The organism is Paenibacillus sp. 01T431, assembly GCF_056398625.1.
The window spans coordinates 1-25,495 of record NZ_JBFTPT010000017.1 but is presented as its reverse complement, the minus strand read 5'-3'; the positions used below and the strand labels follow the sequence as shown (position 1 = coordinate 25,495).

The 25,495-nt window shown below is 41.4% G+C and carries 14 protein-coding genes; 1 reads left to right on the top strand and 13 read right to left on the bottom strand.

Annotated elements, in window-relative coordinates; all coding sequences use genetic code 11:
- Positions 1 to 122 precede the first annotated feature (122 nt).
- A complete protein-coding gene (locus AC1DM9_RS26870; RefSeq protein ID WP_477583140.1) occupies positions 123 to 1,571 on the top strand; it encodes a glycosyltransferase family 4 protein in 1,449 nt (482 codons plus the stop codon).
- 310 nt (positions 1,572 to 1,881) lie between these two features.
- Here AC1DM9_RS26870 and AC1DM9_RS26865 read toward each other — a convergent pair whose 3' ends face one another.
- The 13 genes from AC1DM9_RS26865 to AC1DM9_RS26805 all read right to left on the bottom strand — a co-directional run bounded on the left by AC1DM9_RS26865 (position 1,882) and on the right by AC1DM9_RS26805 (position 24,991).
- Positions 1,882 to 2,211 carry a CatA-like O-acetyltransferase gene (locus AC1DM9_RS26865; RefSeq protein ID WP_477583138.1) on the bottom strand — a complete coding sequence of 110 codons (330 nt, stop codon included), beginning with the start codon at positions 2,209 to 2,211 and terminating at the stop codon, positions 1,882 to 1,884.
- 792 nt (positions 2,212 to 3,003) lie between these two features.
- On the bottom strand, positions 3,004 to 5,628 hold the full coding sequence (locus AC1DM9_RS26860; protein ID WP_441874882.1) for a glycoside hydrolase family 3 protein: 2,625 nt from the start codon (positions 5,626 to 5,628) through the stop codon (positions 3,004 to 3,006).
- Positions 5,629 to 5,903: 275 nt separating this feature from the next.
- Positions 5,904 to 6,731 (bottom strand): hypothetical protein, encoded by an 828-nt coding sequence (locus tag AC1DM9_RS26855; protein ID WP_477583136.1) that lies wholly within the window; start codon positions 6,729 to 6,731, stop codon positions 5,904 to 5,906.
- A 3-nt stretch (positions 6,732 to 6,734) separates the two neighbouring features.
- Complete coding sequence (locus AC1DM9_RS26850; protein WP_441874876.1) at positions 6,735 to 7,445, bottom strand: helix-turn-helix transcriptional regulator; 711 nt, start codon at positions 7,443 to 7,445, stop codon at positions 6,735 to 6,737.
- 3 nt (positions 7,446 to 7,448) lie between these two features.
- On the bottom strand, positions 7,449 to 7,604 hold the full coding sequence (locus AC1DM9_RS26845; RefSeq protein WP_477583134.1) for a hypothetical protein: 156 nt from the start codon (positions 7,602 to 7,604) through the stop codon (positions 7,449 to 7,451).
- 23 nt (positions 7,605 to 7,627) lie between these two features.
- A complete protein-coding gene (locus AC1DM9_RS26840) occupies positions 7,628 to 8,929 on the bottom strand; it encodes an ABC transporter substrate-binding protein (protein WP_477583132.1) in 1,302 nt (433 codons plus the stop codon).
- Positions 8,930 to 9,108: 179 nt separating this feature from the next.
- Positions 9,109 to 10,899: a cache domain-containing sensor histidine kinase gene (locus AC1DM9_RS26835; protein ID WP_477509774.1), complete on the bottom strand. Its 1,791-nt coding sequence runs from the start codon at positions 10,897 to 10,899 to the stop codon at positions 9,109 to 9,111.
- Positions 10,896 to 12,464, bottom strand: coding sequence for a response regulator transcription factor (locus tag AC1DM9_RS26830; RefSeq protein ID WP_477583130.1), 1,569 nt, complete (start codon positions 12,462 to 12,464; stop codon positions 10,896 to 10,898). The genes AC1DM9_RS26835 and AC1DM9_RS26830 overlap by 4 nt, the downstream gene beginning before the upstream one ends.
- A gap of 501 nt (positions 12,465 to 12,965) precedes the next feature.
- Entirely contained in the window at positions 12,966 to 19,670 is a 6,705-nt protein-coding gene (locus AC1DM9_RS26825; protein WP_477583128.1) for an InlB B-repeat-containing protein, read from the bottom strand.
- A 197-nt stretch (positions 19,671 to 19,867) separates the two neighbouring features.
- Positions 19,868 to 20,887, bottom strand: a complete 1,020-nt coding sequence (gene mglC, locus AC1DM9_RS26820; RefSeq protein ID WP_477583126.1) for a galactose/methyl galactoside ABC transporter permease MglC — start codon at positions 20,885 to 20,887, stop codon at positions 19,868 to 19,870.
- Positions 20,865 to 22,421, bottom strand: a complete 1,557-nt coding sequence (locus AC1DM9_RS26815) for a sugar ABC transporter ATP-binding protein (RefSeq protein WP_477583124.1) — start codon at positions 22,419 to 22,421, stop codon at positions 20,865 to 20,867. Before AC1DM9_RS26815 ends, mglC begins: the two co-directional genes overlap by 23 nt.
- Positions 22,422 to 22,499: 78 nt before the next feature.
- Positions 22,500 to 23,528, bottom strand: coding sequence for a galactose ABC transporter substrate-binding protein (locus AC1DM9_RS26810; RefSeq protein ID WP_441874859.1), 1,029 nt, complete (start codon positions 23,526 to 23,528; stop codon positions 22,500 to 22,502).
- 140 nt (positions 23,529 to 23,668) lie between these two features.
- Positions 23,669 to 24,991, bottom strand: a complete 1,323-nt coding sequence (locus tag AC1DM9_RS26805) for a helix-turn-helix domain-containing protein (RefSeq protein ID WP_477583222.1) — start codon at positions 24,989 to 24,991, stop codon at positions 23,669 to 23,671.
- Positions 24,992 to 25,495 lie beyond the last annotated feature (504 nt).

Sequence of the window (25,495 nt, the reverse complement as noted above, 5' to 3'; positions counted from 1 at the left end):
TTGAGGATATTGAATTATACCGACTGGATGCAATTGTTGATTGACAATCGCCTGTAATGATACGAGAGAAAAATAGGTGGATGTAAGTTAACATTATTGTAATAGACTCATATGATAGTGGAATGACAGACAAATTGACCGGAGGGGAACAAATGCGAATACTAATCGCCTGCAGCTGGTCTCTACCTCATGCAGGTGGCGTAAATACGTATGTCAATCAGTTGTCAAAAGGATTACAGCTCGCAGGGCATCAAGTAGATATATTCTCCCCGACGCCGGATGGACAGGGATTCCATGTCCCAGGAAAAAGCTTATTCATTGATAAAAGCAAACTAACATCTCTTATTGCCGATCAGACTAGTCTCTATATGAATCACTATTTGCCCGGAACTGATCCATGGATAACTAGCACCGAAATTGAGCGGTATTGTATTGAAGCAGCTGCCTTGTACTTCGACTTATCCGATTATGACATTATCCATGCACAGGACATTGTTAGCGCACATGCGTTGTCACGTGTTAAATCTCCTAAAACTCCTTTAGTAACGACAATTCATGGCTGTCTCACCAAAGAGTGGTTTGTTAAGTTGAAAGAATTGGGGTTACTGGAACAAGACACAAATACCCCGCTTTGGCACTATTCGGCCATACGTGAAAATTTGGGTGCAACCGTCAGTGATGTAACAATCTCGCCCTCGCAGTGGTTAAAAGATGTTTTAGTAAATGAATTTTCTGTTCCAGAACATAGTATTACAGTCAGCCATTATGGTTTTGACATTGACGAGTTTCTTCAAAACATGAATCGAGAATCAAATGTTACAAGACCTGCTGAGAAGAAAGTATTTATGTGCCCTGCACGCTTTGATGTTGTGAAAGGTCAAATCCATCTCATCTATGCACTAGCCAAACTAAAAGAAGAACGTACGGATTGGATTTGTTGGTTCGTAGGAGATGGTTTTCTTCGTGAAGAAATAACGCAAACTGCCAATAATCTCGGTCTTACTGATCACGTTATCTTTATGGGAAACCGCGAGGATGTTCCTGAATTGCTTCGACAATCTGATTTTGTCGTCCTGCCCAGCATGCAGGATAACCAGCCATTTGCCATTATCGAAGCACAAATTGCAGGCAAGCCAGTCATCACTTCAGACGCTGGTGGTATTCCAGAAATGGTAACCCACTCATCGACTGGACTTGTATTTCATGCTGGAGATAGAGATCAGCTGTTTCATTGCTTAAGATCTGCCTTAGATGAAGATGATTCAACATCACTGATTGAGCTGGCAAATCATGCAAAGAGATGGGGAGAGGAACATTGGTCATTGCATGCGATGACTGAACGTGTCGTCGATTTGTATAATCTCGCGAAAAGCAAGCATCCAGAAATAGATAACGGAATTAGTTTGCAACCTATACAACCTACACAAATTATACAACCTATACAACCTGTTCAACGGAAGAAAAAGAAAGGAAGAAGTAAATGGCGCATCTTACGAAGAAGAAGATATCTAATCGCATTAAAAATAAGAAAACGAAAAAACAGAAAAAGAAGACTCGCAAAAAAAAGATAATTAAACGAGTGCTTAAAAAAGCACGTCGAAGATCAATACTTTTTAACCTGAGAAGACCAGAATTGCTAACTGCTCATAATTTACAGCAGATGATCGATTCCAAATTCTCATCAGCCCATGATATTGAACAAAAAAACATCTGGAATCGTATTCTTCAAGTAATGCCTATTGGATACACAATTCCCGATATGAGCATTGTGCAACCGCTTATGAATAAGCGTATAAATTAAGATTCTATTGTATGAGCAGGCTGCCCTTTAGCTTAATAGAAACAAGGAGCAGCTACCGTAGTAGCTGCTCCTTGCTCTATTTAACCCGTGTAGTTTGGCAACCATTCCGTACAAGTATCTGCACGTAATTGCAGCTCATTACACAGCACCCCGGCATGGTGGAATTGTCCAGATAATGGCAACAGTATTTTTTCGTCATGCTGAAAATATTTCCCCATTGTAAAGATGGGTAATAAATAGGTTCCCTCATTATAGATGTTCAGGTTAAAGCCAGTGAAGCTAACCCAAGGAATGCTAGAAATGGGGAAAGTGCCCGGTGGTTCGTATGTTTTAGCGGCAAATTGTTTAACATTTCCGTACTTTTTTATGTCATCAAGATAACGACTGTAGAGATAGCCACAGGATGACACCACCTTTTGCTGAATACGTTTAATTGTTAGCCTTATATTTTTATTTTGGTTAACAATAGAATGTAGCTAGTTTAGCAGACATAATTTTTCCTGTAAAGATCATCACTCCAGAAATTTTTAGAATCCAATTCAAACGTTTATACTGGATAAATACGATGCAAAAGTAAATTAGCTTTGTTCGAACGGTGGATTAAGAGTAAAAAAACTAGGATAGAAACCTATTAAGACAATAAAAAAACCACTTTAGAAAGTGGTTTGAGATCATGTTTAATTTTGTTTTACAAATTGATTTTCTGACCAACACGGCCGACACTGAGCACTCTATAATTATCGAGCAAGCAGAGTCAACACATCATAATTGTCCATTAGTTCCTAACTCTCTCCAGAATGTTGTTAACCTCATCCATCCCGTGACAATAGCGCAAGGTTCCGTTTTCTTCCGCTTTATAACATGATCACTCCGCTTTTAATCATTACGCTCATCGAAAAAGTCTGATCCGGATTCCTTGAGCTAACCTCTACTTCATGATCGCCGGCAATCGCTTTAACCTCATGAGCACTCACGGTGCGTTATGTAATTATTGGGGTCATAATAAAAAGTCAAAAGGTTTTTCTGATTTCGAAGCAATTTTTTATGATAATCATGTTATTCCCATAAAATGGGGAGAAATACAGAGGTAAATGGAACCAAAAAAAGGGATACAGTTCCCTTGCTGCGTATAAAAAGAACACGCGGCAAATGAACTACCTCCCTAATTTCGAATCATACCAGCAGTGATAACTCATACATATTTATTTCCGAACGAAAAACTCTCCTGTTAGCGGAACGTCGCCCGAGTTTGGTCCGACCATTACCTCAAATTTACCCGGTTCCACAACCCAATCATGGCTTCTAGTAAGTGTACGGAGTTGTCTGTATCCCAGTGTAAGCGTGATGCGCTTTGTTTCGCCTATTTCAAGATGAATTCGCTTAAACCCTGCAAGCTCCTTGACTGGTCTGACCGTACTGCTGAATTCATCCCTAATATAAAGCTGAGCAACTTCCTCACCTGCGACATTTCCCGTATTAGTTACGTTAAACGATACATCCACTGTTCCATCCGGAGCAATTTCCCTTGCTGAAATGTCAAGATCCGAATACGCAAATGTTGTGTAACTCAGACCAAACCCGAATGGGTACAGTGGGAGCCAGTCCATTTCAACATATTTATGTCCATAGAATGGTGTGCGGTTATAGTATACAGGTAGCTGACCAACCGATCTTGGGAAAGACATCGGAATACGACCAGCAGGATTGACATCTCCGAAAATAACCTCTGCAATAGCATTTCCGCCCTGCTCGCCAACAAACCATGCCTCTATAATCGCGTGCAGATGCTCTGCCTCCCATGTGATCGACATCGGACGTCCGTTTTGGAGGACAAGAACAACAGGCGTTCCTGTTTCATAAATTCTCTTGACGAGTTCAAGTTGTCTGCCCGGAAGATTAAGGTCCGCTCTGTCCAGGTTCTCTCCACTAGTCTGATCGTTGTCACCCACCGCTACAATAGCAACATCCGCCTCTTGTGCTGCTTTAACCGCAGCGTCCATATAATCGTTGCCGAGGCTGTAACCGAGGATTACCCTTACCCCACGTGAATCATTGAGATACTCAACCTTAACATCGTACTCTTCGCCTTCGACAAATTTGAACGCAACCATCTGATTGGAGTCAAGGTCGCCCCAACCGTCAACAAGCAGCGTGCCGTCGATCCACAAACGCATGCTGTCCATGCTGCTGAGTCCAATGTAACCATCCACTGTATCGCACGGTTTAATTTTGCCTGTCCAACGAACAGTGAAGTTATCTGCGTTTACACCGTCAGCAGGTTTTGTGTAAATCCAGTTGAAGTTTATCTGTTTGTCATTTCGCACACAAACAGGATCTCCCTCAAAAGAAAGAGAATTGTAGTACTCACCTACAAGTCCGTCGTTGCCATCATTGTCCTTGAGCCATTTGCCCGGTATAGTCATTAAGTCGGACTCCAGAATTTCGCAGCCCTTGGCGTAGATAACTTCGGTCTTTTCCGAAACGATGTTTTGGATGCCTTTCAAAAGCGTAACCGCATGCTCAGGCACAACTGGGCTGCTGTAATCTCCGTAACGGGGAACATCCGCGCTTGGTCCAATCACTGCAATCTTGCCAATGTCTCTTTTGAGAGGAAGCGTATTTTTGCTGTTTTTCAACAGGCAGATCGACTTTCTTGCAACTTCGAGAGCCGTCTGTACGTGCTCCTCACTGTGCACAACTTTCGAAGAAAGTTCGATATCTGTATATGGATTTTCAAAGATTCCAACTGTAAATTTAACTGTAAGTACACGTCCAGCAGCTGTGTCTACTACTTTCTCGTCCACCTCACCTGATTTTACAAGGTCAATAATGCTGTCCTGGTATATATCATGCGGAAAGTCGTAAAGCTGCATGTCAACACCGGCTTCAAGACCCATTTTGATAGCTTCCCGATTGTTTTCAGCAACAAAGTGCATGGTATGCAGCATGGAGACAGCCGTCATATCCGCTCGTACGAAGCCCTTCATGCCCCACTTATCGCGAAGTACACCAGTAAGCAGCGAATGGTCGCTAGCTACAGGAGTGCCGTCAATAGAGTTATAGGAACACATTGTGTTCATTGCACCCGCTTGAAAAGCAGCCTCAAATACAGGCAGACAGTAAAATGCATTATCATGATGCCCCATCATGGCCGGAGCACAATTGTGTCCTCCCCTAGGAGCACCGTATCCTGTAAAGTGTTTGGGTTCCGACACTACGGCATCGGGTCTTGTAAGGTCATCCGTTTGAAGCCCTCTTACCATGTTCTCCGCGAACATAGACCCTAGATAAGGATCCTCTCCGTATCCTTCTTCCACTCGTCCCCATCGGATTTCCCTAGCTAGATCGAGAACAGGTGCCCAAACCTCATGTATACCAAAGCTGCGCGCTTCGGAAGCGATGACTCTCGCTTGTTTATATCCGAGTTCTGGCTCAAATGTTGATGCGAGTGCGACCTGCTGAGGGAGCACTGTACAGCCTTTCCACCCAAAACCGTGAAGTCCCTCTTCACTAAAGAGTACCGGAATCCCCCATCTTGAATTTTGGATGATATACTCCTGAATTTTATTAGCAGTCTCCGCTTTGGAATTTCGGTTTTGGATGCATCCGATTCCAATTCCAGCAGATACCTTTTCCATTTTTTCGTAGTTAAGCAAATCTGCATTTAAGCCTTCTACTGAATCGGAAATTTCATTTCCAGAATAAATATCAAGCTGTCTTACCTTTTCTTCAAGTGACATTCTCGATATAAGGTCCGCAACTCTTTCTTCAATAGGCAAGCTTGCATTCATATAAGGGTAATGTTGTAAGTCTTTTCTTGTGCTCATTGTTTTCTCCTTTTAGCTCTCTGAGTGCTTGATTCTTTCATTTGTTGGCTAAAGTATCTGTCAAACTTCAAGTGAACAAGATCACAAGCCTGAATGGCCATATTGCCCAGCCTGGAATAAGATCATAGCTGTATACCGAATTTCATAATTAAGGTTTTTTTCGTTGTCCTGAAGTTGAAACAACTTCTCCAGACTCTAAACTATCAGTCTATTAGTAAAAGCATATTCTTAGATGATAAACTCCCAAACCATATTAGTATTTGAACTAACAAGACTTAATTTTGCACTATGTGGACATGAATGGATAATCGGAGATACGGAAGCAATAGCGAACCATTAGAGTTTCGGAAATCGGCGTACTCAGAAAAAACAACCGTTCCCCTATTATGTATAGGAAAACAGTCGCCCTTGAAGTCGAAGGCCGTCAACTTTGCACTTTGATTCGCATATACGATCCGACTATTGTCATCAGAGATGATGACACCATACTCCTGAGCTAAATCGGTAATGTTTTTGAAAAAACTGCTCTCATTAATTCGCATATAAACAATATTCGTGTAGCGCTCTTTTAGATTACCTGGGAATTTATGGACTACAAACAGTTCGTTATTCTCATATTTCCATAGTGGTTCTATCCCCTTCATAGCTTCGTTATACCATGGCTCCTCACTAACACGTTTGTGTGAGACTACTAAATCGCCGAATTCCGGCACAGTGCTCTGGGTGTAAAAGGTTATTTTCTGAATATCCTTGTCAAGGTTCATCATCATAATAAAATACGGATCTAAGAAATCATTCAAATCCCGCGAAAGATTGACTAAGTCGATATAATCATTGGCTGCGATCTTCTGAAACATCTTAGTGAATACGATCGATCGAATCGCATGATTGTAGCGTTCAACCGAATTGTCAATACTCTGAGTAACGGTATTTACATTCTTATCAATCCCTTGCAGTGCCTGCAACTTCAACATGTCCTTTGATTGATTGTAGGCGTATATGCCAAGCACCATAATAGGAATGATAATAACGATTAAATAGGAAAGAAATAGTTTTTGATTAAACCGTAAACGATTGAACAATCCATAGATCAGCCGTTTCATAGGTTATGCCTCTTCTCTGCACTTGGAAGGCGTTCGACCAAAATGATTTTTGAATAACGAGCTGAAGTAGGAAAAGTTGCTATAACCAACATCAAGGCTGATATCGATAATTTTACGGTTGGTTGTTATAAGCAGTTCCTTTGCCCTTTCCATTCGGTGCAAGGTCATGAACTTATTGAGACTTATCCCTTTCTGTTTCTTGAATAAATGGCTCAAATAACTAGGAGATAAATAAACCCGCTCCGCCAATAACTCCAACGACAAGTCTGACTGGTATTCGTTCTCGATTATTCGGACGACTTCATCGATCGCTTTGGAGGTCGCTTCCGAATTCGTTTCGCAGGAAGACTCGTTTGCCTTTAAAATTCTCAGTACTACTTTACGCAAATCACTCAGCTTTACCGTTTTATAGATGTCCTCCAAACTATGCTTGAATCTATCATTATTTTTTGTTATAGAAGCATTGAATGTAGCTTTGACAATTTCGGTGCACACATATTTTACATAGATAACCGTAAAATGCTCCCTGTGTTGCAAAGCATCAAATAGTTGCTCGACATGCAGTTGCGCGATATCGTATCGATTGTGCTGAATGTTTTGCTTCAATTCCGTTAGCACATCATTTACTCCTGCCGCCATATCGCCCGTAACAAATGACGTGCGGTTCGCAAGCATCACCGTACCCTCATCGAAAAAGAACTTGTTTTCCAGCATCGTTTACATCTCGTGAAATTGTTTGTGGAGCTGCTTCGCATCATCCATCAATCCGCTGATCACAACACAAATATCATTATCGTACATATCCTGGAATATCCGGATCAAATGCTGTCCAAGCTCCGTTGCTTCCAGCGACTCGTCGGGGGCGGTTTCCAAGAGTAGCAACGCTTGAAATGTATTTAGCGAATTTGAGTATCAGCTTGCGTCTGCGCATCCTTCAGGACGGTATCTACATCTTTCCCGCCAAAATAAGCTTGCAATGCAACAACGATAATATCCTCAATGGCGTAAGTGTTCGTGCCATAGTTGACGGTAGGAATCTTAGCAGTCCATGTTGCAAAATCAGATACGATTTTTTGGCCTTGAAAATATTCGTCTGCCGCAGAGTAAGCTTCTCCACTTGCCGCAGCCTTTAGAGTACCAATGACTCCAATCTTTGTATTTAGAGACTGATAGAGTTCAGCGTCGGAAGCAAATGTCTTTCCGAGAAACTCGGCAGCAGCTTCTTTACCCTCCACATTCATTACATACCAAGAGCTGCCGCCAAGACTTGATGCATGGACGGAGCCTTTTGTTACTGCAAGCTTAGGAAGCGGAGCTACTGCCCATTTTTGTGACTGAGAAGCTTCAGCTTTAATTGAAGGGGTAATCCAGTTACCGGTAGGTACGCTGGCGACTTCACCATGATTGAATGCACCAACAAATTGGCTCCAATCCGATATCACCTTCACAATGCCGGAATCCAGCATTTCTTTATACAATTCAATCGCCTCTTTTAAAGCGGCATTGTCTGCAATGATCGGAGTCTTGCCATCCTCTGCCGTATACCATTGCCCCGCAGATTGCATCATCATGCGAATAAGTCCAAGATCGTTAGGGTCAAGGGTGAGCATGTTTTTGCCGGTCTTCTCTTTTATAGCTTTACCGATCTCGATATACTGCTTCCAGTCGATTTCTTTCATGTCAGCTAAGCTATAGCCCGCTTGCTCCAAATAATCTGTCCGTACATACATTCCGGTTACACCTGAATCAAATGGTACGCCGTATTGCTTGCCATCAACACTCGTCGGATCAATCTTATAATCAGCGAAATTTTCGACTTTTACGGCGTCTGTCAATTCATAAAACGAATTCGGATACGCTTGCAAAAAGCTCTGTGCTCGATAATCCTCGATCAATACGATGTTAGGCAAACCTTTCGTAGAACCTGAATTCAACAAGGTGTTCAACTTTTGAACGATATCAGCCTGCGCGTTTTCCACGATGTTGATCATGACATCCGAATGAACTTGTGAATATGCTTCTTTTGCTACACCCATGGCGGCAATGTTAAACGCCGGGTCCCACGCCCAAACTGTAATCTCTTTCGGATTGGAAGTGCTTCCATCTCCCGAGCTTGTTAGGCTGCCTTTCGTTCCACCAGACGAACATCCCGTCAAGAGAATAACGCCAGCAAGCAGAACGAAAACTAATTTCTTCAATAAATTATCCCCCTTGTAAAATAAAAAAAGATGAAAGCGTTTTCCAATGACGCATCCATCTTAACACTTTGTATTCATGTTCTTTTGTATTTTCTTTGTTAGCTTTGGTGCTATTATTGGTTCGTTTATTCACTTTTCATGACGTCTCTAGCACATTCTTTAGTTGTTAAGCACATTTTTTATTTATTAATTAATGGAATGTTAATTTTGATTTTAGTACCTTCTCCCCGTTTGCTTGTTATGTTAATTCCATAATTCTCCCCGTACATTAATTTAATTCTGTCGTCAACATTACGTATGCCGATGCCGGAGAAAAATTGGCGTTTTCTCTTCGGCGTACGTATCTGCTCCACTTTCAGCTGCTTTTGCTCTATATCCATACCGTCTCCGTTATCCACGACCTCGCATACTAGTTGGTCCTCGTTCACGGCTATCATGATCAAAATACTTCCTTGTTCTTTTATGTTGAATCCGTGAAAGAATGCGTTTTCGATAAAAGGCTGGAGAATGAGCTTCGGTATGTGGTAATCCAAGCTGTCAGGCTCCACAAAATAATTCACGCGTATCTTCTCACTGTACCGTACATGATTGATATAGACATAATGCTTCATTGTCTCCAGTTCCTGACAAACAGGAATAGTGGACTCTACATCACTAACTGTATTTTGCAGGAGAGAGATAAGTGCATTAATCGTACCTGCTGCTTTTTCCTTATTACCTTGCAGCACCAAAAACTTTATTGATGCCAGCGTATTGTATAGAAAGTGCGGATTGATTTGCATTTGAAGTGCGGCCAGCTCTGCATTACGCACTTGCTTTTGGGTTTCCAACAGCCGATCTACATAATCATGCAGTGCATCAAGCATATAATTAAAAGCGTTGCCCAGCTCTTTAACTTCATAACTGCTAGTAGCGATATCGATATGATTATCGAATCCACTCGTTGGAATATGCGACATCTGTTTAACGAGTACACGCAGGGACTTCGTCATTTTTCGGGTAATTAAAAATACGATAATAAGGGAAATCGCCACGATGACCATAATTGTCAACGTCACCGCTTCAGCATTCACCATCTGTCCGGTCACGGCTTTCTTGTCAATTAGATTTACCAGATAAAAATCAAACTCCGGCAAATATTCAGAAAACACAATTCGTTCATTACCCATGACATAGGCGGATCCTTCATCTTCTTCTCCGAGCTGCTGAGCTGCTACTTCTGTATATAACGGCTTATCCATTAGCCCAATCCGCTCGCTCCGATTGCTGGACACTATCAATCCGTTTTTATTTATCAACAACACGTCATTGCCTTCACTCGTAAAGTTAGCATAAAAAGATCTGAAATTGCGATCACGAATCGCAACATACAAGGTGCCGTAAAAACTACTTGTCTGTTGATCAAATAAAGCTTTGGAAGCCACAAGCACTTGCTCTTTCGCAATGCCTTTGTTGTCACCAGCTGGATAGAGCTGATACAGGATTTGCGCAGATTGCTCATTTGTTGCGTTCGTAACGGTGTGATGTTTCATTTCCTCGGCGAAAGTGGACCAATAATAAGCATCTGTTGAATAACTCCGACCATTCACGCCTATGATCATAATCCCAACGTCATAAGCGCTGAAGTTGGACCGAATCGCCTTCATGCCTTCTGTCATATGGTATGTTTCGGTGGCAAGTGATACTGCATCCGTCTCTTGCCCAGATAAATAGTTTCGGATGGAGGCATTTTGAGCTATCATCGCTGCTCCAGTAGCTACCGTGTAGTTGTAAGACTCAAGGTTGGTCTTCATCTGGTTCAGCAGCTTGCTGTTAGTAATGCTGAACGTTTGAAAAAATAATTTTTCCGACATGCTGATCGTTATAGCCAGGGTTATTAGCGATACGGTAACGATGCTAATGAGCGTGACGAGAAACAACTTGAGGAACAAGCCCTGCTTTTTCAGCTTTAATGCAGCATTTCTTATCATGACTCCTTTATCTCCTCCGAGAATTGTTTCCGATACTGGCTTGGCGATATGCCGGTATGCTTTTTAAACACCTTTGTGAAATAACTCTGGTCCGAATAGCCTACATTTGCACTGATTTCGGATATCGATTCTCCCGTCGTCAAAAGAAGCTCCATCGCTTTTTCCAGCCGGACTTTGTTCAGGTATTCACTGAAACCTTCCTCATTATGAGTAGCGAAAAAACTAGACAGATACGAAGCGTTGAAATGAAACTGCCTCGCCACTCCGGTCAGCGTGATCGGATCAGCGTAATGCTCATGAATATATTCAAGTAGATTAGATATATTTGGATTAAATAATGAGTTCGCCTTGCGAATCACATGTTCTGCCTCATGTATGAATGCTTCAGCAAGAGCAATTGCGTCTTTGGCATACCTAGCTTCATCAATTTTTCGGAAGTAGTCATATTTAGCGTCTTCTCCCCCAGGGGTTTCATACTTCATTTTCCCAAGTGTTGTCGTCACGTTAAATATGAAGTTCCCCAAAAACGATTTGAATTCAAAAATTTCGGTTCTATAGTCCTTTGACCACAGATGCACAAATTCCAGAAAGCTCGTAAACGCCTTCTGGAATTGCTTTCGTCGCAGCTGTTCCGATAATTCTGCCATGTCGTATTCTTGATACGCATCCGAGAGTCCCGGTAAATGATCATTTTCAATCAGGCTTCGTGTCGGCAGGTAAAAGCTATATCTTGTAAGCTTCAAGTAATTGTTCCGATAAGTCTCTCCAAGGCAGTTAAAATCCTCGAAGCTTTGACTAAGTACGAATTGGGTACCGCTCTTAATCTCTGTCATTTCTGAGACGAGGCACCTGAGCTCCATGACCATTTCGACCCATTGCTCTGGATTCACATTGATTAAGAAAAGAATAAAATCGTTGTCAAACTTCAGCTGCATATAGGCTGCTTTGTCCTTGCTGAGCTTACGCAACCCTCTATCTATTCGGCTTGCGAAAGTCACCTTTTCATCAGAATCTTTAATATGGTTCATGTCCGTACCGAAAAATGCATAGCGTCTGTATGGAAACTTCGAACGCACCAACCCAGGTTCTTGCGAAGCCTCGTATCCGCTCATTAGCTTCTCGATTATTCGTGTAAGCTGTTTTTCCTCCATATCAATTCCTTGATCGCCCATCTGCGTTCCAACCATTTTGGCAGTTGTTTTATTTAAGATCGACAACAGGTATTCGGCTTCCAACTTCGGCTTTAGGATATAGTCCGCTACTCCGCTCTGAAATGTGGAGCGAACGTAGCCGTATTCACTGAAGCTGCTTAAGACGATTACCTCAATATGAGGGTAATTCTCCTTCACCCGCTTAACAAATTCCTCACCGTCCATAACTGGCATCACGATGTCTGTTAGAATGACATGAGGGTTGACCTCATCAACCAAATCCAAAGCTTCAAGACCATTCGAAGCTTCAGCGACGATTCGGTATCCCTCCTGTTCCCAATCTAGAAGGTGCTTAATTCCTTGTCTAACAAGCATTTCGTCATCTACAATCATAATCTTATATATTGGTTTCATTTCTGCCCCCTTGCAGCTTTTCAACCTATAATTAATACGCTACGATTTGATTTCAATCTAAAAAAACCTGAAAATTACCAGGGTAATTCATTTTTGATCTTTCATTCAAACACACTCCTCTACTCTTGGTAATTGTTATAAGTGTAGAGGAATTTCACAGGTTCATCCATGTATGCTTGTATTCACTACATGTATAATTGTACACATCACTCGTGATATTTAATGAAAATAATGGTAGTTTAATGTATATAAGTACAATTTTAGGAGTGTCGTGAGTTGTAGACTGGCCAATCTTTATCATTCAGGAGGTTTTTGCCAAACACAGCATCATTTTCTTCGAAGCAATTTTTGACATCGCTTACAATCAGTGTTTTGCGAATAACCACTTATTAACAATACACCTTAATCAGTCTGCAAATTGAGCTCTATCTTCTCATATGTTTGGTTAAAAACACATAGTCAGCTCACATGATGAGCTGACTACGTGTCATTCTTTATTGATTACGAATTAATCAGCTTAACAAAGCTCAATGCCCGCTTCAGCATGACTGCTGTCTGAGCACGGCTTGCTGTATCTTTAGGCGCAATCGTGGTTTCCGATTTGCCATTCATAATACCTGCATTTATTACGGCTTGAACCGCTTCACGGGCAAAGCCCGATAGCTGGTATTGATCAGCAAATGCAGCTAACGAAGTGCTTGATGAATTCGCTCCAGCGCTTGTATCACCTTGAACGAGCTGAACAGCTTTCATAATCATAACTGCCATTTGCTCTCTAGTGATGAATGCGTCAGGATTGAACTTGTTGTTGCCTACTCCTTGTACTAACCCGTGCTGAACCGCTGTACTTACATCTGCGGCATACCATTTAGCAGCTGCTACATCGTCAAATGCCTGCTCAGCGCCATTGTTATTCAAGCCCAAGCTTCTTACTAGCAGTGATGCGAATTCTGCACGGGTCACTTTCCCTTCCGGATCATAGACTTCATTCGTTTTCCCATTTACGATCAGCTTAGAAGCGAGTGCTTCTACATCCTTCTGAGCCCAGTGTCCGATCATATCGTCGAATGTTTTCTTGCCTTCAATGATGACATATATGCCATTCGAGTTATTTTTGATCGTTGCCACAGTTTTACCATCCATAACGGTAAACACCGCTGGTACAAATCGAATGGCTCCCGTTTCAGGATCATATGATACGACCGTTGCTTCATTCAAATTGCGAATTACTTTGTCTACGGTTAAAGTACGCTCAATATAACCGATGGAATGAATATCGTATTCCACATCTTTCGTTTTCAGCGTTGCTTTATAGTCGATAATATCACTTGTACGCTTCATTCCATTGCCGGATAGGGCTGCATCCAATTGCTGAAACTTATCCTCGTTCGCTTTCACCATGCTTACAATTAACACAGCATCGGCATCTACTTTACCTTTCATATCCTTGCTGTTTAACATAGACACCGGCCATTCGTAGCTTCCAAACTTGCTGCGGATCGATACGATCGAATCCGGCTTGTTCGCGGCTAATCCACTCAAAGCGTCCAAAGGAATCCTCACTTCATATCGTGCGTGGTTTCCAGGAACATCAATCGTTAGAATGGTACCGGCTTGTTCTGCTTTTAAAAACTCCGCTGCCTTTTTGGCAAGTTGATTGCGATCAAGCGAAGCTGTCAAGCTATTTAGTGCGGAATCAATCGTTAGCTCAGATTTCTTCGGCTCGTATAAAGCTGGGTTTTCACGGGCTGGTTCTGTTATACCACCACCGCTACCTCCGTTGTTTCCTCCGTCGGAAGTTTGATTAGTAATATCAATCGCTTTTTCACCTCGAACCTCTGATCCGTCCGTTGCAGTTGCGACTACTTTTACTACGCCGTCCTTCACGGCAGTCAACAATCCATTTTGATCGATCGTTGCTTTGTCCGTTGCTGTTACGCCATCTGACTCAAAGACAGTCCAAGCTACCTTCTTAATGGAAGCGTTCGTTGGCAATAGCTCTGCCGTCAACTTCAGGCTGCCGCCCTTCACATCAATTGCCGCTTTGCCACTTGCGCTAGTCAGGCTGATCGATTCTACCAACACATTCGTAGATTCAGACTCCCACTTCGCATATAAGGTGATATCTTGTTCTGCTACTTTATCCGTTGCAAAATTCCATTGTTCCATCAATGCTTCATCTTTGTACCAACCAACGAACACGTAGTCTGCTTTTGTTGGTGCTGTTGGCTCTGTAAGTACGGAGCCTGGTTTGGCTTTAATACTTGCTACTTCGCTGCCGCCGTTACTATTAAAAGTAACTGAAATATCTTCAACTTCAGATTGATTCGTGATGACAATCGTTATCTCACCTCGAACCTCTGAGCCGTCCGTCGCGGTTGCGACTACTTTTACAGAGCCGTCCTTCACCGCAGTGATTAATCCGTTTTGATCGATCGTTGCTTTGTCCGTTGCTGTTACGCCATCTGACTCATAGACAGTCCAAGCTACCTTCTTATTGGAAGCGTTCGTTGGCAATAGCTCTGCCGTCAACTTCAGGCTGCCGCCCTTCACATCAATTACCGCTTTGCCAACCGCGCTAGTCAGGCTGATCGATTCTACCAATACATTCGTAGATTCAGATTCCCACTTCGCATATAAGGTGATATCTTGTTCTGCTACTTTATCCGTTGCAAAATTCCATTGTTCCATCAATGCTTCATCTTTGTACCAGCCGATGAAGATGTAACCTTCTTTTATCGGCGCTGCTGGTTCAGAAATCGGTGAATCAGGGTTTGCTTCAATGCTAGCTACACCACTACCACCATTACTATTGAACGTTACTGTGTACTTTTCTATTTGCGCTTCTCCAAATTGTGAGTAATCCCATTCCGATTGCCAATTCATTGATATGCGTTTATTCTCACTATCCAAGTGTAATGGGGACCAAATGTATCTGGAGTCGCTCAAGTTTCCAGGATTCCAACGATCCGCCATAAAGATAAATTTATCTCTTACAATATTTCCGTTTTTGTCTCTGTATGGCAGTACAAAAGTACTTTGGCTCTCATGAGTAGTTCCTTTCCAATCATCCCAGAATGGATCGCCTTTATCTTCCCACCACCACGTTAATGGATGTCCTGTAATATGATATTTAGCAGGATTTGGGTTCCAGCCTGTTAAACCAGATGTTATGGAATAATACGTATCATCTTGTTTAAATAATGTTGGAGCTTCTCTACCGTTGCTATGAGCTTTCGCCCAAATCGCATTTCCATGTTCCTCACGAGCTGGTTGTGTATAAGTATCATCCAGTTTTAGAACGATGGTTGTCCCATTTCCTTCGGATGAATAGACCAAATATGCTGTTTTATCCTTATCATCATCTACATAAAGGGTCATATCGCGGAGCATACCATCTCCTTCACCCCTTTTGTCAGGATCCCATCCATCATTTGGCATTCTCTCAATATCAAGCACTTTAAACGGACCTATCGGTGATTTACTTACAGCTACACCACCTGATGCTGTCCAATATTTACCCGACATTGGACCGTCATGATGCCACCACATTACATAATTATCATATTTCTCGTTGTAAACAACTTTTGGTCGTTCCACAACTTTATCCCAATTGAACAGCCCGTATAATCTTTGTTTCTCTTCGATAGAAGTATCTTTATACAGTGCATTCAAATCAGCAATTTGTTCCCGTGTATTATGTTTTTTAAGTGTTTGAACTGGTGATTTCATGTTACCAGCGAAATTATAAAAACGTTTTTCCACTCCATTTTCCGGAATGAAATTCCAATCATCAAGCTTCCCATAATTTTGTTCTTGTCGCCAAGATTCGAATCCTACTCCCGATTCCTTATACGATTCATCAGCTTCATGAATATACATTGGAATGTTAGAAGCATCCGTCAATCCATCGTATGTTCTATCACCAAGAGACGGATTATTAAATACCGGCAATACAACACCTTCATTTTTCCAATTATAAAGGTCAGTAGATGAGTAAGCATGTACACCTGTCATCGGAACATAACCAGCACCCATGTTCGATTCCGTTTTATCTTCTCCGTACCAATAGTATTTTTTAGTGTTTTCGTCATATATAATACCTCCGCCATGCGCCTGAATGGGCACACCGTCAGTATCTAGCCACACTTCACCATTTTTGATGGAGCTTACATGACCAAGATTAGAATAGAAATTATAATATTCATTAAGCCAGTAATTATAATGTTCTAGTGATTCTAACGTTAGATGTTCTGTATCTTCGAGTTCATTTAAATAATTGTCCATAATATTTCTTACATATGGAACCATATCTTCGTAAAGAGTGACCAACTTTTCCTTAGCAATTTGAACTATACTCGTATCAATGTCCGCAACATATTTTTGATAAACAGCCAAATCGCCAATCGATAAAGTAGAGCTGTTGCCGCCAGTTTTGATAACTTGAATAGCTACATAACGTGCATTTTTTGAGGGGAAGGTTGCGGATTGATCATAATCTTTTCCTGTATCAAGACCGCCGACGGCTGCCAACTCAAAATGTTGATCCAATTCACTTTGTGTACCTGTTAATTCAACGTTTGACAAATCTTTATCGCTTGTATAAATTTTGAATTGTCTAATACGACCGTTTTCTTTATCTTTACCTTGTCTCGGTGTGTAGAGGATTTGACTTATATCTTTTCTACTTTTATTCAAGTCAAGAACGATATAGTCGCCTGCTAGGTATTTACGGCCCCAATCTTCCCAATTCGTTTCATAAAATGTATCTCGATTACCATCTAACATGCTTTCTACAGGTGTGCTCCAGTGTGCTTCTGGGGCGTATTTTACTGTGATCCCTTCAACTAGGAAACTATCTCTCTGCAAATTAACCATTTCATCATTAATTTGATTAGTCGTACGATTCATTTCTTCTTGCGTGGATGAATCCGATCTCATTAATGCATTGCCGGCATCAACATACTGTTTCAAAAGCTCTAATAGATTTTCATCTTTATTCGAAGTTGCAATAAATTGTTCAGCATCCGTTATTGCTTTATCAAGTTGCTCTGAATTTAGTTTAAAATTTGAATCCCTGTACAAATTGATTTCAGCAGCAGATGCAAACTGTGTGCCAGCATCACTTTGCGATGCTAGTGCTTTGAATTTAATATGAGTCGCATCGACGGGAGTAAAGGTTGCTGTTTTTATTGCTTTGTTAGCATCCCATGTTCCTTCTGCAATTTTATTAAAATTCACACCGTCAATACTTGCTTCAATTTCAAACTTAGTAACTGTACCATTCGTATCTGTGTCTTGTCTTGGTGTATATTCCAGTTTGTTAATGCCTTTGTACAGTTTGTCTAATTCATAAGTAATAGAGTGCGGTGGATCTTGATAGCCATCGCCCCATGGCGTATGCCATTTTGTATTTACATCACCGTCTATGGTAAGCTCCGGACCTTCTCCAGATTGTGCGCTGCTCGCCGAAGCTCTCATCAACTGTTGTGGTATAACACCTATAACACCATCAGACAACATTGCCTTGAATTTGAGGCTGATTTCAACAATTGCATCAGATATTTGTTCATTGCTGCCAGATTGAAGCGCATCGTCAGCTTTTGTAATTAGCACTTCCAACTCTTCAATATCCGGGTTATCTTCATTCAAGGTTGCTTTATGTTGTTCAATACTTACCTTTAAATCATTTAATATCTGTGTAACGTCTGCTTCTTGGCCATCGACGTACTGAGCATTTTTGATTACAAAAGTTGTAATTGATTTTCCTTCCACATTTGCATAAAGCTTAGTTCCTAAAACTTCTAATTTACCTTCCTGTAAATCTTTTTCTGAAGTTGTCACATAAGTGGATACTTCACTTCCCGGATTTGCAAACTTGGAAAGATCAAATGACAATTGTCTGCTGTCTTGATCCGGGTTGCGATAAACGATAACCGTTTCCCCCGTCCCTTCGTTATAAGCCGTTAGTGTCTTTCCATCACCGTCGCTATTCTCAAAAAATTTCGAGCCTTGCGGAATGAATTTACTAAATTGCGCCATCGCGTAATATTTTTTCGTATACCACCATTGTTCAGTATCAAAATCAGCATGAATCAGACCCCAGTTCATATTCTCCTTGTCTGATTGCATATTTTGTTCGCTTTCAATAGCTTGCCAAATTACCCATGCCTGCGGTTCAAACCATTTAATATCCACCATAATTTGATCAGCCAGCGCTAATGCTGGTTCGATATCATCATGATTATGAGCAATACCGCCTGGTCCTAAATCAACTTCTGACATCCATAGCTTTTTATTTTCCTGTTCGGCAAGCTGACGAACCTCATATCTTTTTGAACCTCCATACGCATGAACGTTCATTTGAGAAATGCTGTTTTTTGCATCGTCATTATAATGGCTCCAATTTTCTAGGTAAGTATCGATCACTGATTCTTCCATTGCTGAAATGCCAACATTATTCAATCCTTTTTCATTCAGCTTTTGCCGAGCTTCCCAAATAATCCATGACTGCGCCCATGGATCCCAATGCGAGCCTTCCTGACGATTGAATGCACCCCAGTAATTTGTATTGGGCTCGTTAATTGGCGAAAGAGTATCGAACTCTATTCCAAAATCATCTTTATAATGTTTGACTACCTCTGCTAAATATTCCGCGAAATCATCATAATAATCTTCTTTTAAGTTATTCTCCCAAGCATTATGATTACCAGCAGTACAACCACTGTGGGTCATATAGTATGGCGCAGAATTGGAAAACGCTTCCATGATTAATTCTGGTTTACGTTTCAATGCTTCCTGCAACCACCAACGCTGTTTTTCATCGCGGTTAATATCTAATTGACCTTCTTCTGTTGAAAAGCCTTGAATATCAGCGCCTTCACGCATATGATTGTGAGACGGATCATCGCCACCGCCAATGTTGTAGCGGGCAATATTATAATTGAGTCCCTCTTTGCCATATAATGCATCCACCAAATCATTTTTCGCTTGCTCGTTTTCCCAGCCGCCAGTAGCATTAGCAAACCATATTAATGAAGTTCCCCAACCATCCCATTCTTTCTTCATCTTGTCTGGACTTAACTTAATTTCAGTTGCACTTGGTGCTGCCGAGACAGCATTCGGCAAGCCAACGAACATCGATCCTACTAGCGAAAATGCCAAGCAGGACACCAACATTTTTTTTGCGCGTTTTTTAATACCCAATTTCAACCCTCCCAAAAATAGTAACATCCTAAAGCAACACTTTTTTTATAAATCCTCTGTTACCTAAAGGAATGTATGCCTTTAATAGCCATGGCAATCGCCAAGGCTGCATGTGATAAACATTCCTTTGAATCATCATGTACTTGCCAATAAGCAATACATTCATCACCTCCTTTTTAATACTCTGAATGTATAAACTATTTTTTTGCCATATATTTTCGAATATCAAAAGCTACGGCTGCAACTATAATGAGTCCCTTAATAATTAATTGATAATAGGGACTAACACCGATATACGTTAATCCGTAGTTAATGACGCCAAAGATTAATACGCCTGCCGCTACGCCTTGGATTTTGCCCACCCCGCCAGCAGTTGACACCCCGCCAACTACGCATGCCGCAATGGCATCTAATTCATACATGTTTCCGTAGTTATTCGTAGCTCCTCCTGTTCGGGCTGCTTCAAGTACACCAGCAAGACCATACAACGCTCCCGAAATGGCATAAATATAAATCAGATTTCGAGCGACATTAATGCCGGAAACATGTGCCGCATGGACGTTTCCTCCAATTGCATACATGTTTTTTCCCAGTCGAGTCTTATTAAATACGACCCAACAGATAAGTGCTACAGCGAGCGCAATAAGCACAATATACGGGATCGTATAGCCGCCTCCAAGATCGATATATCCCGAACCCCACACTTTAAAATCATCTCGAAGACCGCCAATCGGCTGCGATTGATTCGGCTTCATATCGAAATAAAGGCYATTGATACCGTAGATTCCTACCATTGTTCCTAGCGTAGCAATAAAAGGTGGAACATGAAGCTTTGCTACGATAAAACCGTTTATTAATCCAACAAGCAAACCAACTGCAATGCCTATTAAAATCGGAGCTATTACCCAAAGCTGCGGCAAGTCCGGGTAAAATCGGTTGGCATACGTATCTATTTGCAGCATCGATGCCGAAATAACTGCCGTTAGCCCAACAACTCGTCCAGATGACAAATCTGTACCGCCTGTAATAAGAATAAATGCCGCACCAATTGCAATAATTAGCTTAGTCGAAGACTGCTGCAATATATCTCTAAGCGTAGAAAAGGCTAAAAAGTTAGGATCTGCCACCGCGATGCAAATTACAATCAAAATCAACACCACGAAAATCGCTCGTTGCATTAAATAGTCTTTCACTTTAAACAGTAATTGCGTGTTCATTACATTTACCCCCTGATACGACCGAACGTTGCTGCGCAGCTAGGCGCATAATTTCTTGCTCTGTTACTGACTTGCCCTCCACAATGCCTGTCAATTTGCCTTCGCTCATGACCATAATTCTGTCAGACATCCCAAGCAGCTCAGGCATTTCCGAGGAGATCATAATAATGCTTTTCCCTTGCTTCGCAAGCTCGGTAATAATCGTATAAATTTCAAATTTAGCGCCAACATCAATACCACGAGTAGGCTCATCAAGCAGCAATATATCTGGTTCTGTAAGCAGCCATCTTGCCAAGAGTACTTTCTGCTGATTTCCTCCTGATAAATAACGAATTTGTTGATGTACAGACGGTGTCTTTGTTCCAAACTTTTCAACATTATCCGCTGCGTCAACTCGTCCTTTTCTTTCATTCAACAGTCCAAATTTATTTTGGTAACGAGACAAATTCGCGATAATCGTGTTCTCATAAACCGATAACACTGGAAAAATCCCCGTTACTCGCCTTTCTTCGGTTAGAAGCGCAATTTTATTCTTTTTCGCTTCAGAAGGTGTTTTTAAATTCACTGGCTTCCCGTTTATGGAGATTTTTCCGGAAACTACGCTCCGTAGTCCAAACAAGGCTTCAATCAGCTCTGTTCGTTGAGCGCCAACCAAGCCACCTAGGCCGAGTATTTCCCCTTTCCTCAGCTCAAAGCTAATATCCTGAAACGACTTGGGATTAGGCGACGATAGACCTTCTACCTTCATCATTGTGCCGCCAGGCATATTCTTTCGTGCAGGAAAGCGTTCTTTCAAATCACGACCGACCATTCTCGTAATAATGAGGTCTGTCGTTAGCTCACTTGAAGGCCAAGTTCCAACATAATGACCATCACGCATGATCGTCACTTCATCAGAGATGCGCAAGATTTCTTCCATTTTGTGAGAAATATAAATAATAGATACACCGCGTTTACGCAAACTGTTGATAATGTTGAATAGCTGTTCAACCTCGTTGCCAGTCAAAGAGGATGTTGGCTCATCCATTACGATGAGCTTTGAGTGAAAAGAAACCGCTTTCGCAATTTCCAGCGTTTGAATTTTTGAAACAGACAGCGTCCCCGTGCGGACTCGAGGATCTATATCGACCTCAAGATCTTTGAATAAATGCAATGTGTCCTCGTACATTTTCTTTTCATGAATAAACTTAATCGGACCAAAACCTATTTCCGGAAACCGACCAAGCCAAATATTTTCCATTACATTACGATGCGGTACGGGATGAAGCTCTTGATGAATCATGGAAATTCCATTTTTCAGTGCCTCTTTAGAGTTATGAATCGTTGTTTTATGGCCATTTATAAAAATCTCACCTTCATCCGGTCTATATATGCCGAACAAGCACTTCATTAGCGTTGATTTCCCAGCCCCGTTTTCACCCATAAGGGCATGTACAGTTCCTGGTTTCACCTTTATTGTTGCGTTGCTGAGCGCTTGTACCCCTGGAAAGCCCTTCGAAATTCCTCGCATTTCCAGAACATAATGCTGCTCCATTTCATATCCTCCCATCAAAAACCAATAAATAAGTTAGGAGGAAACAGCGGGATACCGCTGTCCCTCATCTTTATTTCATTATTCCGCGTCTGCAATGTTCGCATTTGTGATTTTCTTGTAAGCGATCCATACATATTTATCATCTGTGATTTCAAAACCAATATTTTCTTTTGTTGGCGTCTCCCCTTTGGAAAGCGCAGTAGCAATCGCAACAGATGCTGCTCCTTGGTTTTTCGCGTCATTCAGCACCGTACCCAGCATGGTTCCATCCTTCAAGGCTTGAATAGCCGGAGCTGTTGCATCTACACCAACAACCGGAATATACTTATCACCTTTGAAGTAACCCGATGCTTTCAACGCTTCAATCGCGCCAAGCGCCATATCATCATTATTAGAAAGAACTGCTTCGATTTTATCTCCATTTGATGCTAGAAATGCTTGCATTTTTTCTTGCCCTTTGACTCGGTCCCACATCGCTGTATCTTTAGCAAGCTCTTCAACCTCTATGCCTGCGTCCACAATAGCCTCAACAGAATACTTTGTACGAAGCTCCGCGTCTTGATGCCCTGGCTCACCAGTTAACATCACGTATTGCAGCTTGCCGTCACCGTTCTTATCCGCGCTTGGGTTTTCTTTCCAATAATCGCTAATTAATTGCCCCGAAATCGTTCCTGAATCCTCTGCTCTAGCACCGACGTAGTATACCTTATCCCATTTTTCCATATCTTCCGCAATCGGCTCGCGATTTAAGAATACGACTGGCATATTAGCTTCTTTTGCTTTATCGATAATGACGCCTGCAGCTGTACGATCAACTGGATTAATAATAAGCGCATCGTACTTTTTCGAAATAAATAGATCCACCTTCTCATTTTGTGTTGGTTGCGAGTTTTGGCTGTCCACAACATCTAATTTCGCTCCGTTTTTCGCTGACTCCAGCATTGCATTGCGCACACCCGTCATAAAGGTATCATCAAATTTGTAAATAGCTGCTCCGATCTGTATGCTATCCTTTTTTTCTCCCTCTGTATTTCCTCCATCGTTGCTGCATGCTGCAGCCGTCAACATCATACCTGTCAGTAACGCAAGAACCCATTTCTTTTTCATCCAAAATTCCCCCAAATTCATTTTTTAACTTCTCGACCTATTATGTAGAAGAATGATTGTTATTCGAACCCACAATTCTCACGTCTTGTCTGGAAATTCTAATCTATTGTTGTAAATCTGATATGGTGTGTAACGATGAATCACTCATATTTCACTAGGGATTCTGTAATTCTACTCCGATACTCCGTTAGCGAAATCCCGACATGCTTCTTAAAGCAAAAACCCAAATATTTAGGATCGGTTATCCCGACGCGATCTGCAATCTCAGAAGCTTTAAGCTCTGTAAGACGCAGCATTTGCTTAACAGCCTCTATCCGGATGTGCATGACATATTGTCCATAGGTTAGTTTTACTTCTTTTTTAAATACACGACTGAAATAACCTGTACTAATGTGTAGGAATGAGCAAACCTCTTGAATGGATAAAGCTGGATTCATAAAATGATCTTTCGTATACTGAATGGCTTCTTCGACAATATCTTTATATACATGCTTCCGCTGGCTGGAAATCTTCCTCATCATTTCAATGCATATATCATAAACCCAACGTTTTGCCTCTCTTAAACCCGGCAATCTATACATTTCCGCATGCAGTTGAATACTTGTACCTAACAGTCCGTCAAGATCAATATCAGCCTCTTTCGCTGTACGCAATATTACCGTCAATACCTCAAATAAATAGATTTGAATATCCTGCAAAGCAAATTTACTTTCAAACAGTTCATCGAATATCGTATCAACTGCTTCAGAAAGCTCTTCGACCGTCCCCATCTTCAAACTGTTCCTTAAAGCTTGCCCCTTCAGTTCGTCGAATCGAAGTTGCTCACTCTCATAATCTTCAATATTGTGAAAATAGATAACCTTCTTGGACCCCATAACAAGACGATAGTCTAGTGCAATAAGCGTTTCCCGGTAAGAATGATGTACATCGGCAATATCTGAAACACGCGAGCCAACACCAATCGTGACATTCAGCTTCAGCTCTTGCACAATCTGCTCAAGAACATCCGACAGTGCTGCTTGCATAATCGAAAACCAATGCTCCTTGTGCTGTCCATTATCGATAGCCAGCAAAGCAATGCTTTCTTGATAAATAAACACTTTCCCAAGCGAATTGATGTCCCATACTTCTCGCGTTCTATTCAAAACAGCTTGAATCATATAATCCACACCACGCGACTGTCTTAACAAGGAAGAGGAGTATTCTTTTGGTTCTTCCATAGGATAAAGAGCGATGAGCGCTACAACATACTGAGAGCCGCGCAGCTGAATATCATAATTCATTGATTTTTCTTCAATTTGCTGGCTTGTCAGTTTTCGGGTAAGCAGCGATGCTAGAAATGATTCCTGAAGCACAGGCATACTTGTTCGATAATGATCTTGCAAAATTCGAAAGTATTCAGAATGCTCTACATTCTTCTTCATTTCTTTTGCTATGTCTGACTCTTCATCCACAAGAAGCATATTATTCAAACGAATCCCCTCCAATTTAAACAAGATGCGTCATGAATTTTTTACAATTTCATCATATCACCCTATAAAATCAGGCCTTATGACAAACTTTATACGTTTTTGTCCTTTTCATTGCCTATCCGAAAATGCTTACATTTTGTGTTGGTATTATTTTTAGATTTTGTTTTTTTATTGGTTCGCAGCTATGCTCAGCTATACAATGAGCAGTATTTTGCTCCGATGGTTTTATTGAAAAATAATTAATAATCGCTAAAACTAGCTTGGAAAAAGATAATAAACCCCTCCTTGATGAAGATGGGTTTAAACCTAAAGCTCATAAAAAAGCAGCCCCGTCTATAACATGGAAGGGACTGACCCCTTAGCGTGAGACAAATTAAAACACCTTCAAGAAAATGCAACCATGTCGTAAGATATGGAGACAACCTTGGAGGTGTTTTTACGTTGGCAACAAGAGTAAGTTACCCAGTGGAAACAAAAATGAAAGCTATTGAATTG

Coding starts and splice junctions, on each gene's coding strand:
- AC1DM9_RS26870 (WP_477583140.1), top strand. CDS start 123: ATGACAGACAAATTGACCGGAGGGGAACAAATGCGAATACTAATCGCC.
- AC1DM9_RS26805 (WP_477583222.1), bottom strand. CDS start 24,991: ATGCTTCTTGTGGATGAAGAGTCAGACATAGCAAAAGAAATGAAGAAG.
- AC1DM9_RS26855 (WP_477583136.1), bottom strand. CDS start 6,731: ATGAAACGGCTGATCTATGGATTGTTCAATCGTTTACGGTTTAATCAA.
- AC1DM9_RS26850 (WP_441874876.1), bottom strand. CDS start 7,445: ATGCTGGAAAACAAGTTCTTTTTCGATGAGGGTACGGTGATGCTTGCG.
- AC1DM9_RS26815 (WP_477583124.1), bottom strand. CDS start 22,421: ATGGAGCAGCATTATGTTCTGGAAATGCGAGGAATTTCGAAGGGCTTT.
- AC1DM9_RS26860 (WP_441874882.1), bottom strand. CDS start 5,628: ATGAGCACAAGAAAAGACTTACAACATTACCCTTATATGAATGCAAGC.
- AC1DM9_RS26835 (WP_477509774.1), bottom strand. CDS start 10,899: ATGATAAGAAATGCTGCATTAAAGCTGAAAAAGCAGGGCTTGTTCCTC.
- AC1DM9_RS26810 (WP_441874859.1), bottom strand. CDS start 23,528: ATGAAAAAGAAATGGGTTCTTGCGTTACTGACAGGTATGATGTTGACG.
- AC1DM9_RS26830 (WP_477583130.1), bottom strand. CDS start 12,464: ATGAAACCAATATATAAGATTATGATTGTAGATGACGAAATGCTTGTT.